Origin of the sequence: Streptomyces sp. NPDC002888 (assembly GCF_042888465.1) — a bacterium.
Taxonomy (GTDB): Bacteria; Actinomycetota; Actinomycetes; order Streptomycetales; family Streptomycetaceae; genus Streptomyces.
Genome location: NZ_JBIAPU010000027.1, coordinates 68,071 through 83,018 on the forward strand (window position 1 = coordinate 68,071; position 14,948 = coordinate 83,018).

The 14,948-nt window shown below is 66.7% G+C and carries 8 protein-coding genes and 3 pseudogenes; 8 read left to right on the forward strand and 3 right to left on the reverse strand.

Annotation, left to right across the window (positions count from 1 at the left end; translation table 11 throughout):
* Positions 1 to 83 precede the first annotated feature (83 nt).
* From ACFYWX_RS35150 to ACFYWX_RS35160, 3 genes and pseudogenes are all read left to right on the forward strand, one after another.
* Positions 84 to 6,620, forward strand: coding sequence for an RHS repeat-associated core domain-containing protein (locus ACFYWX_RS35150; RefSeq protein ID WP_389428889.1), 6,537 nt, complete (start codon positions 84 to 86; stop codon positions 6,618 to 6,620).
* Positions 6,602 to 6,886, forward strand: a complete 285-nt coding sequence (locus ACFYWX_RS35155) for a hypothetical protein (protein ID WP_389428890.1) — start codon at positions 6,602 to 6,604, stop codon at positions 6,884 to 6,886. Before ACFYWX_RS35150 ends, ACFYWX_RS35155 begins: the two co-directional genes overlap by 19 nt.
* A 506-nt stretch (positions 6,887 to 7,392) precedes the next feature.
* Positions 7,393 to 8,181: pseudogene (locus ACFYWX_RS35160) on the forward strand (IS5 family transposase).
* 19 nt (positions 8,182 to 8,200) lie between these two features.
* Here the strand turns inward: ACFYWX_RS35160 and ACFYWX_RS35165 are convergent.
* Positions 8,201 to 8,602 (reverse strand): hypothetical protein, encoded by a 402-nt coding sequence (locus ACFYWX_RS35165; protein ID WP_369273946.1) that lies wholly within the window; start codon positions 8,600 to 8,602, stop codon positions 8,201 to 8,203.
* Positions 8,603 to 8,884: 282 nt separating this feature from the next.
* On the opposite strand from ACFYWX_RS35165, the gene ACFYWX_RS35170 reads away from it, so the two are divergent.
* The 5 genes and pseudogenes from ACFYWX_RS35170 (at position 8,885) to ACFYWX_RS35190 (ending at position 13,830) form a co-directional block, all read left to right on the forward strand.
* Positions 8,885 to 10,231 carry an IS701 family transposase gene (locus tag ACFYWX_RS35170; protein ID WP_389428891.1) on the forward strand — a complete coding sequence of 449 codons (1,347 nt, stop codon included), beginning with the start codon at positions 8,885 to 8,887 and terminating at the stop codon, positions 10,229 to 10,231.
* A gap of 143 nt (positions 10,232 to 10,374) precedes the next feature.
* Positions 10,375 to 11,055: pseudogene (locus ACFYWX_RS35175) on the forward strand (transposase); the annotation flags it as partial.
* A gap of 114 nt (positions 11,056 to 11,169) precedes the next feature.
* Complete coding sequence (locus ACFYWX_RS35180) at positions 11,170 to 11,919, forward strand: transposase family protein (RefSeq protein ID WP_389428892.1); 750 nt, start codon at positions 11,170 to 11,172, stop codon at positions 11,917 to 11,919.
* A pseudogene (locus ACFYWX_RS35185) lies at positions 11,920 to 12,627 on the forward strand (transposase); the annotation flags it as partial.
* A 981-nt stretch (positions 12,628 to 13,608) separates the two neighbouring features.
* The gene (locus tag ACFYWX_RS35190; protein WP_389428893.1) at positions 13,609 to 13,830 is read left to right on the forward strand and encodes a hypothetical protein; all 222 of its coding nucleotides are present in this window, start codon (positions 13,609 to 13,611) and stop codon (positions 13,828 to 13,830) included.
* Between the two features lie 22 nt (positions 13,831 to 13,852).
* On the opposite strand, the gene ACFYWX_RS35195 is transcribed toward ACFYWX_RS35190, so the two are convergent.
* Positions 13,853 to 14,080 carry a DUF397 domain-containing protein gene (locus tag ACFYWX_RS35195; protein WP_389428894.1) on the reverse strand — a complete coding sequence of 76 codons (228 nt, stop codon included), beginning with the start codon at positions 14,078 to 14,080 and terminating at the stop codon, positions 13,853 to 13,855.
* Complete coding sequence (locus ACFYWX_RS35200) at positions 14,073 to 14,867, reverse strand: Scr1 family TA system antitoxin-like transcriptional regulator (RefSeq protein WP_389428956.1); 795 nt, start codon at positions 14,865 to 14,867, stop codon at positions 14,073 to 14,075. Before ACFYWX_RS35200 ends, ACFYWX_RS35195 begins: the two co-directional genes overlap by 8 nt.
* Positions 14,868 to 14,948 lie beyond the last annotated feature (81 nt).

Sequence of the window (14,948 nt, forward strand, 5' to 3'; positions counted from 1 at the left end):
ACCGGGAATACACCGTGCCTTCATCACCTTTTCGCACACGCTTGCCAGGGGCGGTCATACGCCGCTGGCTCGGCCGTGGCGCATTGGTCGCCTCTCTCTCCCTCCTGCCCCAGGTCGTGGCTCCGCCGGGCTACGACTTCGCCGCCCAAGCGCAGTCCGCGGCGGCCCGCAAGAAGTTAGAGGAACGGCCCGACGCGAAGATCGACAAGGTGGGCGTGCTCAAGCCCGGCACGTCCAAGGCCCCGAAGGACAAGGCCGCCTCCGCCTCCCGTGAGACCCGTGAGCGGCTGAAGAAATCCGCATGGCCCAAGGCCGGCAAGGCCACCGCCGAGGTCGCGGCGAACGGCGAGGCCGCCGTCACTGTCGGCGGACTCGGCGTGAAGCTGGCCCAGGAGCCTGCCACCCCGGCCTCCAAGCTGACGAAGAGCAAGAAGAAGGCGAAAGCCACCGGCCCGGCCGAGAAGGTGGCGCTCAGCATCCACGCCCAGTCGGTCACGAAGAAGGCGGGCGTCAATGGCGTCCTGCTCACCGTCGACCCGGCCGGAGCCGCCTCCGGAAACTCCGCCGGTGACACCGACAAGCTCCGGGTCTCCCTGGACTACTCCTCCTTCAACGACGTCTACGGCGGCAACTTCGGCCCCCGTCTGCGCCTGGTGACGCTCCCGGCGTGCGCGCTGACCACCCCGCAGAAGAAGTCCTGCCGCACCCAGAGCCCGGTGCCCGGCGCGGGCAACGACGCCGGGTCCCAGACCCTGACCGGCACGGTCTCCGCCCGCACCCTCGCAGCCGGCACCCCGATGCTGCTGGCGGCGGCAGCCGACAGTTCGGGCGGCGGCAGCGACTACAGCGCCACCCCGCTGTCCCCGACCGCGACCTGGGAGGCCGGCGGCAGCACGGGTGACTTCACCTGGAACTATCCGCTGCGCGTCCCTCCGGCGACCGCCGGCCCCGCGCCGAATCTCTCGATCTCCTACAACTCCGCCTCGGTGGACGGCCGTACGGCAGGGGAGAATAACCAGACCTCGGTGATCGGCGAGGGCTTCTCGATCACCGAGTCCTACATCGAGCGCAAGTACGGCTCCTGCAAGGACGACGGCCAGTCAGGCAAGGGCGATCTGTGCTGGAAGTACGCCAACGCCACCCTGGTCCTCAACGGCAAGGCCGTCGAGCTAGTCAACACCTGCACCGACAAGGCGGCCTGCGACACCGCCGCACTGTCCGAGGCGTCCGGCGGCTCATGGAAGGTGAAGAACGAGGACGGCACACGCGTCGAGCACCTCACCGGCGCCACGGCCAACGGCGACAACAACACCGAGTACTGGAGGGTCACGGACGCGGCTGGCATCCAGTACTTCTTCGGCAAGCACCGGCTGCCCGGCTGGAGCGACAAGGGCACTACCGACACCGCCGACGACGACCCGGTCACCAACTCGGTGTGGACCGTCCCGGTCTTCGGCGACGACTCCGGCGAGCCCTGCCACAAGTCGACCGGTTTCGCCGACTCCGCCTGCTTCCAGGCCTGGCGCTGGAACCTGGACTACGTGGTGGACCCTCACGGCAACGCCTCGACCTACTGGTACGGCCGGGAGACGAACTACTACTCCAAGAACGCCGACACCACGGTCAACGGCACCGTCTACACCCGCGGCGGCATTCTCAACCGCATCGACTACGGTCTCCGCAGCGACCTGATCTACGCCAGGCCTGCCGCCCAGCAGGTCCGCTTCACCTACGCCGAGCGCTGCGTCGTCTCGGGCGGTTGCTCCAGTCTGACCAAGGACACCAAGGCCAACTGGCCGGACGTGCCCTTCGACATGATCTGCGCAGCGTCGACCAAGTGCACCACGCAGATCGGCCCGGCCTTCTTCACCCGCAAGCGTCTCAGCGATGTCACCACCTCGGTGTGGACCGGCAGCGGCACCACTCGCCGGGAGGTGGACACCTGGCACCTCGAGCACAGCTTCCCCAACACCGGTGACGCCTCCTCGGCGAGCCTGTGGCTGAAGTCCATCCAGAACACCGGCAAGGCCAACAGCACCGCGGCCGCCATGCCGCCGGTCGTCTTCGGCGGCATCCAGATGCCCAACCACGTCGAGGGCAGCGGCCCGGACACCCTGCGCTACATCAAGTGGCGCGTGCGCACCATCAAGTCCGAGACCGGCTCCACCCTCACCGTCAACTATTACGACCCGGACTGCGTCTGGGGCTCAAGCATGCCGGGGAAGGTCGACAAGAACACCCGCCGCTGCTTCCCGGTCAAGTGGTCCCAGTCCGGAGCGACCCCGGTCACCGACTGGTTCCACAAGTACGTGGTGAGCTCCGTCTTCCAAGATGATCCCTACGGCCACGGCGACACCGGCGAGAAGTACTACGACTACCAGGGCGACGCCGGCTGGGCCTACGCCGACGATGAAGGCTTGACCAAGCCGTCCAACCGGACCTGGTCGCAGTGGCGCGGGTACGGCAAGGTCGTGGAGACCTCCGGCGACTCCGAGGGCCCGCGCTCCAAGAAGTCCACGCTCTACATGCGCGGCCTGAACGGCGAGAAGGAACTCGACGGCACCGCCCGCGTGGAGAAGGTCACCGACTCCACCGGCACCGCCATCGACGACTCCCGCCAGTACGCCGGCTTCGTCCGCGAGACCATCGTCTACAACGGCGCCGAGGAACTCAGCGGCACCATCAACACCCCCTGGTCCCACAGGAACGGCAGCCACACCTACAGCTGGGGCACCACCGAGTCCTGGATCGTCCAGGCCGACGAGACCGCCACCCGTACCAAGACCTCCACCGGCACCCGCACGGTCAAGCAGAAGACCACGTACGACACCACGTACGGCATGCCGCTCACCGTGGAGGACAGCGGTGACGCCGCCAAGACCGGCGATGAGTCCTGCGTGCGGACCAGCTACGCCCGCAACACCTCGGCCTGGCTGGTGAACGCGGTCTCGCGCACCGAGACCTACTCGGTCCCCTGCGCGACTATCCCGACGCTCCCCGACGACGTCGTCTCCGACGTCACCACGGCCTACGACGGCCAGGCGGTCGGGGTGGCGCCCACCAAGGGCGAGATCACGGCCTCACACCGGGTCGCGAGCTACAACGCGGTGGACAAGTCCCCCGTCTACCAGCAGGTCTCCAGCTCCACCTACGACAAGCTGGGCCGCCCGCTCACCGCGACCAACGCCGGCAACCGCACGGTCAAGACCACCTACGTCCCCGAGGACACCGGCTACGGCCCGCTGACGTCCAAGACCACCATCGATCCCAAGCTGTACACCTCCACCACCGAGGTGGACCCGGCCTGGGGCACGGCCACCAAGACCACCGATGCCAACGGCAACGTCACCGAGTGGTCCTTCGACGCGCTCGGCCGCCTGCGGTCGGTCTGGAAGCCGGACCGCTCCCGCACGCTCAACGACGCTGCGAGCATCGTCTACGCCTACAGCATCAACAACGACAAGGAAACCTGGGTCCGCACCGACGCCCTCAAGGCCGACGGGAAAACCTACAACAGCGCATACGAGATTTTCGACGGCCTGCTGCGGTCCCGCCAGAAGCAGGCCCCCGCGCCGAACGGCGGCCGGGTGATCTCCGAGACGCTCTACGACGACCGCGGCCTGGCCTACATCACCAACAGCCAGGTGCACGACGACAACTCCCCCTCGGGCACGCTCGCCAACACCTTCCCCGGCTCCGTCCCCGCCTCCACCGAGACGGTCTTCGACGCGGCCGGCCGCGCCACCGAATCGGTCTTCCGGGTCTACGACCAGGAGAAGTGGCGCACCAAGACCGACTACCAGGGCGACCGCACCGCCGTCACCGCCGCAGAGGGCGGCACCGGCACGCTGACGATCGTCGACGCCCGAGGCCGGGTCACCGAGCGCCGCGAGTACGGCGGCCCCGTCCCGACCGGCACCGCCTACACCCGCACCCAGTACGAGTACACGCCCGGCGGCCAGCTCAAGAAGCTGACCGGTCCCGACGGGGCGGTCTGGACGTACGGCTACGACCTGCGCGGCCGCAAGACCACCTCCACCGACCCGGACAAGGGTCGTATCGACACCATCTACAACGACCTCGACCAACCGCTGACGGTCACCACCACCCTCAACGGCGCCTCCCGCACACTGATCACCGACTACGACGAGCTCGGCCGAAAGACCGGCACCTGGGACGGCGCGAAGGACAACGCCCACCAGCTCACCAAGTTCACCTACGACTCCCTGGCCAAGGGACAGCCGACCGCCTCGATCCGCTACATCGGCGGAACCACCGGCAAGATCTACTCACAGGTCGTCACCGGCTACGACGCGCTGAGCCGCCCCAAGGGCACCAAGACCGTCATCGCCGCCAGTGACCCCCTGGTCGTCGCCGGCGCGCCGCAGACCTCCACCACCTCCACCACCTACAACATCGACGGCACGGTCCAGTCCACCTCGATGCCCGCGGCGGCCGGCCTGCCCGCCGAGACCGTCACCAACAGCTACAACGGCCTCGGCATGGTCACCGGCACCGACGGCATGACCGACTACGTCCAGAACATCGGCTACTCCCCGTACGGCGAGATCGAGGAGACCCGCCTGGGCACCTCCACCGGGGCCAAGCAGCTCCAGATCCTCAACCGCTTCGAGGACGGCACCCGTCGCCTGGCCAACAGCCACACCGTCGACCAGACCAACACCGGCTACACCAGCGACGTCGACTACGTCTACGACGCCACCGGCAACGTCAAGTCGATCACGGACAAGGCGGGCGGCAAGGACACCCAGTGCTTCGCCTACGACGGCTACCGCCGCCTGACCGAAGCCTGGACCCCGTCCTCCAACGACTGCACCACCGCCCGCTCGGCGAGCGCGCTCGGCGGCCCGGCGCCGTACTGGACCAGCTGGACCTACAAGCCCGGCGGCCTGCGCGAAACGCAGACCGAGCACAAGGCCGCCGGTGACACCAGCACCGCGTACGGCTACCCCGCCGTCAACGCCTCCGGCGCCGGCCAGCCCCACACCCTGACGTCCGTCAGCGTCAATGGCGGCACCGCCAAGACCTACACCTACGACGAGCAGGGCAACACAGCCAAGCGGTACAGCCCCAGCGGCACCGCGCAGAGCCTCGTCTGGGACATCGAAGGAGAACTTACCCACCTCACCGAAGGCACCAAGACCACCGACTACCTCTACGACGCCAACGGCGAACTGCTGATCCGCCGCGGCCCCGCCAAGACCGTCCTCTACCTGGCCGGCCAGGAACTCCACTACGACACCGCCGCCAACAAGTTCACCGCCCAGCGCTACTACCCGGTCGGCGACGCCACCGCCGTCCGCACCGAGACCGGCCTGTCCTGGATGGTCGACGACCACCACGGCACCGCCTCCATGACGGTCGACGCGACCACACAGGCCGTCACCCGCCGCTACACCAAGCCCTTCGGCGAGGCACGCGGCGCGACTCCGCCGACCTGGCCCGACGACAAGGGCTTCCTCGGCAAACCCGCCGACATCGACACCGGACTCACCCACATCGGCGCCCGCGAGTACGACCCGGCCAGCGGTCGCTTCCTCTCCGTCGACCCCGTCCTCGCCCCCGACGACCACGAGTCCCTCAACGGCTACGCCTACGCCAACAACACCCCCGTCACCAAGTCCGACCCCACCGGCCTTAGGCCCATCACGGCCTGCGAGTACGGGTGCAGCGACGGCAAGGGCGGCTCCTACCGGGACCACCTTTCTCCCAATGGCAACGGCGGCTGGACCTACCACTCCACGCAGACCTACACCCAGACGTTCCAGTACCAGAAGGCGGGCGGCGGTACCGGAAGCGGCACCATGACCGTCACTGTCCGCACGGACGGGGGCCACAAGTCGGCGCAGGTCGTGTTCAAGAAGGGACCCGACCCGAAGCCTCAGCAAAGAGAAGGATGGCAGTGCCGAGCCTGTTGGGCTATGGGAACGAACCCTCACTACAACCCGAAGGCCGACGACCTTCCAGACACCGGCAAGCTCGCGACATGGCAGAAGGTTGTACTGGGCGTTGTCGCAGTCGTGGCGATAGCCGTGACCGCCGCCCCAGTTGCCGTTGCACTGGGCGATGGGTGCCTGGCCACCGCACCGGTCTGCGCCGCGGAGATCGCAGAGATGGTGACCGGCGGGGCGTCCGGCGGAAGCCTGACAGTTGGCAGCGCGGCCGCCGCGGGTGGTTATAGTGCGGCCCGCTCTACAATCCTGGGCGGAAAGTACTTCACCCCCGAAACGGGCCTTAAGGGTCTTATTAACCCAGGCAGAGGAGAGACGAATTGCCGGGGATGTGTGATCTCACTCGATCAACTCATGGCTGGCGGGGCTCATTCGAACGCCATCCCCACGCTCGAGCGCGGTTCTTTGAAACCGATCGAAGAGTTCTACGGTAGAAAGTTCCGAGGCAGAAGCTTTTCGAATATCGTGAGCGACATGCAGAAGGCCGGGCCTGGGGCCCGAGGTATCGTGTGGGGGCAGGACGATGAAGGCGGCCATGTGTTCAACGTGTTTAACATCCAAGGGAGGGTGACGTTTCTGGACGGGCAGTCTGGGAATGCAAGCCACGCCCCCACATGGGACGGCTATCAGTGGATGAGGACAAACTGATGCTTTCAGAAGCAGAGGGCCGCTTGGTTGCAGATGCATTTCTGCAAGCGAGCCGAAAGACCAGCGAACCTGAACTGGCGATCGACTGGAATAGAGTGCGGGTGAAAGAGGGAATTCTTATCGCTCCGTACAATTCTGTTCAATTCTTGAAGAGTAGAAACTACGAGCATCAATTGCTGGACTGCTGGCCAATTTTGGTCGATCTATCCACAGGGCAAGCCCGATTCGGCGAGTTGGAGGAGCGGGCCTTCTGGAAGGGCTCTTAGCAGCCATCTTTTTTGCTGGCCCGTCGAGTGGCGGGCCAGCAGGAAAGAGATCGAACTCCAGACGATTCGGGCGATAGGCGTGACCACCGCCCCAGTAGCCGTTCCATTGGGCGAGGAGTGCCTGGCCACGGCCCCAGTCTGCGCCGCGGAGATCACAGAGAGGGTGAGCGGGGGCCCTGGCGGCAGCCCGGTTGTGGGGAGCAGGGGCGCTGGGTGCAGTCAGCAGCAACCGGCTCGCGCCTTCACCCGCGAAGCCGAAGTCCGCCGCAGCGCAAATGTCGCCGGAGCCGCTGCAACAGATCCGGCACCTCGTTGAGGAGATCCGGCGGCGCCAAGCGGTGTACCCGCCTCCGAAGCCGCCGCAGCGCCGTCGCCGCTCGCGGCAGTACCCGGTGGCCGGCCGAAACCCCTTTGAGCTCGTAACACGATCTTGTTGAGCTGTCCTGGCCGGGCGTGACCGATGTGACGATTCGGCCGTTCGGGAGGGTGTGAGTACTCGGCCGTGGATCGTGGATGACGACTTGTGGACGCTGATCGAGCCGCTGTTGCCGCCCTGGCCGGAGCGATCTCCGGGGCCTCGGCCGGTGGCGGACCGGCTGTGTCTGCAGGGCATCCTGTACGTGCTCCACAACGACATAGCCTGGCAACTGCTGCCCCTGGAGCTGGGTTCGGCTCCGGACAGACCTGCTGGCGGCGTCTGGAGAGGTGGCAGCAGGCTGGGGTCTTCGACCGGCTGCACCGCATTCTGCTTGCCGAGCTGAATGCGGCCGGCGAACTCGACTGGTCGAGGGCGTGTGTGGACGGCTCCCACATCCGCGCGAAAAAGGGGAGCCGACACCGGTCCGTCACCGGTCGACCGCCGGAAGACGGGCAGCAAGCACCACTTGATCTGCGACGGACGCGGCACCCCGCTCAAGGTCATCACCACCGCGGCGAACGTCAACGACGTCACCCAGACCCTCGCCCTGGTCGACGGCATCCCGCCGGTGGCCGGGCGCCCCGGCCGGCCACGCCGCCGCCCCGATGCGCTGCTCGGGGACAAGGGCTACGACTCCAACCCCCACCGCAAAGAGCTGCGCAAGCGGCGGATCCTGCCGGTCATCTCCCGCAAAGGCGACCCGAACATCAAGGGCCTGGGCAAACTCCGCTACGTCGTCGAGCAGACCTTCGCCCTGCTCCACCAGTTCAAACGCCTCGCCGTCCGCTGGGAACGCCGCACCGAACTCCACGACGCCTTCGTCTCATTGGCCTGCAGCCTCATCTGCTGGAGACGCCTCAAGAAAATCCGATCATGATCGCGTCACGAGCTTTTGGCTACAACTCACACCACTCACCCAGGGGGCCGGCCGCCCGCGTCTGCGTGAAGTCGTGCACCAGGTCCCACGCCCGATCTGTATCCAGGACAAAGTCGCCCGTGAACGCGGCGAGGTCGTCCATGATCGGGACTTCGACCTCAGCACCTGAGGGCGCAGTGCCGTCTCCTACGAGCAGAGACATCCGCTCGGTGTCACTCATCAGGTGAACGACCGCGTGATCATCTCGGAAGGCCAGGGTCAGCACCGGGAACTCCCTGTTCGGTGACCGAACCTCGACGTATCCCTGGCCACAGGAACGCAGGTCGTTGAAGCGATCTGACAGATCCTTCACCTCCGTGCGTCTCTCAACCGGATCGAACAGTCCCGATTCCGGCGACGTCGCCGCCCACACCACGCTCATCCAGTCCCGCTTCCCCACACAGGCCATCGCCCACAATCCAGGGCCACGCTCCCACGCTCCACCACGACACGACTACTGGGACTGGGTCGCATGATCGTGTTACGAGCTCTTTGGCAGCCCGCGCGCCACCGCAAGCGCCGCCAGGGATGAGTCGAACGGAGCGGCCGATGATGGTCGGCTTCCTAGTACTACAGCCGGTTGTTCACGTGACGTGGTGGCGGTTGGCTCGTTGCTTCGTTCGTGGGACTGAAATTGCCGCTTGGTGTGATGCGGACGGATGAGTTGAGCGAGGCTGAAGTCCGGGCGTTGGAGGGGGAGTTGGAGGCGCTGTGTGCCTCGGTGGACGATGTGTTCGCGCGCCCGGCCTCCCGGGAGAACCTGCGGGCGATGGTGCGCGGGCTGCTCAGCGAGGTGCCGCGCAAGAACCTGTGGCAGCTCGCGGAGGCTGCCGGCCACCCCAACCCGGACCGGTTGCAGGGCTTCCTGGCCAAGGCCGCGTGGGACGCGGACGAACTGCGCGACCGGGTCCGGGCCTTCGCGGTCGCAGCGCTGGCCGCCGACGACGCGGTGCTGATCGCGGACGAGACCGGCGACATCAAGAAGGGAACCAAGACCGCCGGTGTCCAGCGTCAGTACACCGGAACTGCGGGCAGGGTCGAGAACGCCCAGGTCAGCGTGCACCTGTCGTACGGATCCAGTAAGGGCCGCACCCTGGTCGACAGCGAGCTCAACCTCGGCAGGAACTGGGCCGGCACCACCGCGGAGCACGAACGCCGCTGCGCAGAGCAGGGCATCCCGCCCGAACGCGCGAGCGCGGTGGCCACCAAACCGGAGCTGGCCCGGCGGATGCTGGAGCGCGCGCTGGCGGCCTCGGTGCCGTTCACCTATTTCCTGGCCGACGAGGCCTACGGGCAGTGCCGTGCGCTGCGCGCCTGGCTGGAGGAACACCAGGTCCGCTACGTGCTCGCCATCCCGAAGAACGAGGTGCTGGCGCTGCCCGACGGGCGCACCCGGCAGGCCCGCGAGCTGCGGGCGCTGGTGCCGGAGGATGCCTTCGAGCGCCGGTCCTGTGCGGACGGCGCCAAGGGCCCTCGCGAGTACGACTGGGCCGCTGTCCAACTCGCCTCCGTGTCTACGGGGCTGGAGCGTCACCTGCTGATCCGCCGCTCGACCGTGCCCAACAAGAAGGACAAGAGGACCGGCGAACTCGTCCGGGAGATCGCCTACTTCCTGTGCCACACCCACCCGGACACGACCCTGGCCGAGATGGTCGTCGCCGCCGGACAGCGCTGGATGGTGGAGGAGTCGTTCCAGGTAGCCAAGGGACAGGTGGGGCTGGACGAGCACGAGGTACGCAAATGGTGCTCGTGGTACCGGCACACCACCGTGTGCATGCTCGCCATGGTCTTCCTGGTCACCGTCCGGAGCCGGCTTATACCAGCCCCGCCAACTACCCGGCCCCCGACCGTGAACGAGATCCGCCGCCTGTACGACCGGATCGTGCTCGCTCCCGCCCGCACCGCCCGGACCTGGCTGGCCATGCACTGGCACCGCTGGCGCACCCGCCACCAAGCCCGAGCCCGAACCAGCCACTACCGCACCCGAGCCGCCCGCGCTCACTCACCGTGAAACCACCGGCTGTAGTACTAGCCTCGCGCTTTCACGAGGCGTGCTGTCCGGCTGGTGATCAAGCAAGCAGAAAGTGCCTCTGACCAGCGAGAATGAGGATTGCTGAGGTCCTTGTTCCCGCCACCGCCGGAGGCACTTTCCAGGTGAAGAAGCGTATCGGGTCCTACCCGCGTGTCCGCGTCGAGGGCGGCGGTCGCGGAGTCGTCTCGCAGGCCGGGGCCGTGCTGCTGGTCGAGACGATCCGCAAGTCCGGTCTCGACGCGGCGATATCAGCGGCGCTCGTGCCCTGGCGCAGACCGCGGGCGGTGCACAATCCGGGCAAGATCCTGCTGGATGTCGCGCTCGCGGTGGCACTGGGCGGGGACTGCCTGGCCGATGTGGGCATGTTGCGAGCCGAACCGGCCGTGTTCGGGCCGGTGGCCTCCGACCCCACGGTCTCCCGGCTGATCAGCACGCTGGCGTCGGGCGGACAGCGGGTCCTGGCCGCGCTGCGCACCGCCCGTGCCGAAGTACGTGAACACGTGTGGCGGTTGGCCGGTGAAGCAGCGCCGGACGCGGGCGGGCAGGTGATCGTGGACATCGACGGAGTCCTCGTCCTGGCCCACTCCGAGAAACAGGACGCCGCCGCGACCTGGAAGAAGACGTTCGGCCACCACCCGCTGATGGGGTTCGTCGACCACGGCCGCGGCGGGTCCGGTGAGCCGGTCGTGGGACTGCTGCGGCCCGGCAACGCAGGCTCCAACACCGCCGCCGACCACATCGAGGCCACGAAACTGGCCCTGGCCCAGCTGCCGAAGCGGTTGCGGCGCGGACGTCAGACACTGAGCTTCTTCGAGGTGGCCACCGATCGGGTGATGGGCCGTGAAGCGCAACGAGCGAGGCCCCCGGGCTGTTGATCGAGATGTCTGACGTCTCAATCACGTTGCTCGGGGGCCTCGTTGGTCATCCATCCTGCCGCACTCGACCTGCCGCATGCACTCGTGGAGTGGCTCACCATGCTGATCGTCACCCGTGAGGGCGACCGGCGCTGCAAGCTCCGTCCGTCTCAGCGCGCGATGGTGGCACTGGTGTACCTGCGTGAACACACCACTCTCGCGAAGATCGCTGCCGGGTTCGGGATCAGCGAGTCCACCGCCCACGCCTACACCAGCGCGGTCGTCGACCTGCTCGCCGAACGTGCACCGGGCCTGCTGAAGACGCTGCGCGAGCACGAACCCGACTTCGTCCTGCTCGACGGCACCCTCGCCGAGTGCGACAGGGTCGGCGACGGCCGGGCCGACTATTCCCACAAACACCGGCGCCATGGTGTGAACGTGCAGGTCGTCACCGACCCCGGCGGCCGGCTGCTGTGGCTCTCGCCCGCCCTGCCGGGCCGCGCCCATGACCTGACCGCGGCCCGCACCCACCGGATCATCCGGATCTGCGAGCGCCAGGGCGTTCCCATCCTGGCCGATCTCGCCTACCAGGGCGCCGGCCCGTGGCTGACCACCGGCATCAAACGCAGGCCTTTGCAGGAACTCACCCCCACCGAAAAGACCCTCAATCAAGCACTGGCCGCAGCGCGAGCGCCTGTCGAACGCGGCGTCGCTCGGCTGAAGTCCTGGCGAATCTTCCGCAGGTCCCGATGCAGCCCCAACTGCATGACGTCAATCGCCAAGGCCATCCTCACACTGGAGCGGCAACGCTGAAGAAGCTCACTGATCCGTACCGACTCCGGCGGCGGCACCCACGAGTTCGTCGCCTGGCTCGCCCAGCGCGGGAGGTGGCTATCGTACTCAGTCGGCATGACCATCACCGACGCCATCCACCAGGCCGTCCTGAAGGTCCCGGCCCCGGCCTGGACACCGGCCGTGGAACCTGATGGCGAGATCCGCGACGGCGCCTGGGTCGCCGAACTCGCCGGCGACTGCCTGAACGGCTGGCCGAAAGGGCTGCGGCTGATCGTCCGCAAGGAACGGCCGCACCCCGGCGCCCAACTGCGCTTCACCGACGCCGACGGCATGCGGCTGACCTGCTTCGCCACCAACACCGCGAGCGAGGCGATCGCCACCCTCGAACTACGCCACCGGCATCGGGCCCGGGCCGAGGACCGCATCCGCGCCGCCCGCGCCACCGGCCTCCGCAACCTCCCCCTGCACGACGCCGCACAGAACCAGATCTGGCTGGAGATCATCCAGATCGCCCTCGATCTCCTCGCCTGGATGCCCCTGCTCGCCCTGACCGGCCAAGCCCGGCTCTGGGAGCCCCGCCGACTGCGGCTTCGGCTGTTCTCCACCGCCGCCCAGCTCATCACCACCGGCCGCCGCCGCTACCTCCGCCTCGCCGAGCACTGGCCCTGGACCGACGTGATCACCGATGCCCTGGACCGGCTCCACGCCCTCCCGAACCCCGGCTGACCAGCACGTTCCCGTCCCTGCGAACAGCACCAGCCCACCGGAACCGTGGAACCCGGCGCACACCCGACGCGACAACCGGGCCATCAGCCTGCCCATACGCCGAAAATCCTCACCAACACCCACCACAAAGGGCCCGTCAACAAGCTGACGGACCCTCATGAACGATCGAGGCTAGCCGCCTTGCGCGCCGGAGCCGGCTTCGTCTGCTGCGGCTCGGCAGCCGCCTCGCGGCCGCCGCGGCCTGGTCGATGCTGCCCTGCAGGACCGACATGAGGTCTACGACATTGGTGGCCTGCGGCGGCTCCGCCTCTGCCGCGATCTTCTGCGCGAGATAGCTGACAGGGCTGATGATAGTCAATCTGGCTCTGCAATGTGACATATTGACTCTCGGGAAATTGGTCGGGAGGAGATCCTGCTGGCCTGCAGGGATGGAAGTTTTCCATGTCTCCAGCCGTATGATCGCTCTTGCTGATCCGGCCGCCAGTGCCTGTTTTAACCTTCGCTGGAGGGCGGTCCTCCGTATTCCATCGAAGGAACTCAAATGTCGCATGGCCCTTTATCGATCCTGAGATCCGTATCCTGCCGAGCGAGGCAGATGTGGATACGCTCCGTCACGGATTAGTCGGCGAAAATTCATGACATGTGATGAAGGTGCCGTGCCGCTGTGGCGCAGGGGGCAGTAACTCTCTCGTTTGGCCTCGAATCGTCAGCCGTGACTGCCTCTCAGTGCGAGGGCGATAGCCAGCTGAATCACACAGGCTGATGAGGGGCGAGCAGCGCGCCGGTGCAGTGGCCTGGAGAAGGTGTTTCTGCCGCAGATCTGGTGCCTCTTCAATCGGAACGGGCACGAGAACATCAAGACGGCGCTGAAGCAGGGCCGGGAACGGGATGCCAGGATCGCCTTCTCCGCCCTGCTTTGGGGTCTGGCAGTTGCTGCACCGCAAGACGGTCACAGGCATGTTCGGAGGGATCTGTGGCCAGGTGACGACCAGACTGCCGTTCGCGAAGGTTCTCAATGATGCGGCGAACATCAAGTTGGTCCTGCTGCGCCAGGTCTATGCCCGCAGATCTTTCGGAGCGAGAATGATCGGTTGCTCGCTTGCTGCGTACGATTCCCGTATTTCGGACGAGGAGCGGAAGTTGTGCAAGCTGCGAAAAATGAAGCAGGGTATCGTAGTTGACCTGCTTCTGGGCGCTGGCTGAGCACTTTGGACGGCGGCAGTGTTTACCGAGCCAAGTGGGGGCGTTCGGCTTTGATGGCCCTGACGAAAGACGCCCAGCATGCCGCCGGGATAACCAGGGCGGGCCCGTGCGGGTTCTTTGAGTCCCGAATGGGAATTCCAGTGGGGTGCCCGTCGAGAACTTCGAGGCAGCTGCCGCCCTGATCATTACTGTACGACGACTTCCGCCAGCCCTTCGAGATCGCGGCGTTCGGGATGCTTCGGTCAGCCATGGCGTTCGTAGCCCCTTGCTGTTGCTCTGAGTAGAACCAGTGACTCCTTGAGCGGTAGTGCGTTGCCCAGCGCGAAATCGTAGCGATGTTGCAGGTCCTGGACCACGGACGGGGTGTCATGGAGCTTCCCCATGTGAAGGCCCTCGCCGTACGCAGCAGGCGGCTGGTCCTCGAACCACATCAGGGTGAGCATGTTGCTCAGGAGCGGATGGACGCCCAAGGAGAATGGCATCACATGCACCTGGATCCGGCCGCTCTCGCCGAGCTGCACGAGATGACCGAGCTGCTGGGCCATGACGTCCGGCCCGCCGATCTGGCGACGTAGTACCGCCTCGTCCAGGAGCGCCCACACTACCGGCGTCACCGGATCGTCCAGGATCTCCGCGCGCTCAAGGCGTGTGACAAGGCGCCTGTCACATTCCTCTTCACTCACCCGAGGGAACGCCGTCCCCAGAACCGCACGCGCGTACGCCCTCGTTTGGAGGATGCCCGGTACGAACGACAGGGCGAACTCCCTGATCATCACCGCCTGTTGTTCGAGTTGGCGGGCCGCCTCGAAGTAGTCGGCGACCGCCACGTCCTGCGCCGGCAGGAAGCTGCTCAGTACATCGCCCGTGTTCAGGGCCGTGTCGAGGCGCCGTGCGTCCTCCCTGGAGGGGATGCGGCGGCCCGCCTCGATGTGGGCGATATGCGAACGCGTCATCACCGTCACGTCCGCCAGCTGCTGCTGCGTCAGTCCCGCCGCTTCCCGCTGCTGCTTGAGCCAGTCACCGTACGTGCTGGTCATGGCCACCCCTTTGTGACAAATGACTGGTCACACCCGAGCCTCTGGCGAGCCTAGACCGCACCGTCTCACTCTGTAAGTGGA

Excerpts from the sequence above, each read along its gene's own strand:
- ACFYWX_RS35165 (WP_369273946.1), bottom strand. The coding sequence starts at position 8,602 with ATGAGCGTGGTGTGGGCGGCGACGTCGCCGGAATCGGGACTGTTCGAT.
- ACFYWX_RS35195 (WP_389428894.1), bottom strand. The coding sequence starts at position 14,080 with ATGGCTGACCGAAGCATCCCGAACGCCGCGATCTCGAAGGGCTGGCGG.
- ACFYWX_RS35200 (WP_389428956.1), bottom strand. The coding sequence starts at position 14,867 with ATGACCAGCACGTACGGTGACTGGCTCAAGCAGCAGCGGGAAGCGGCG.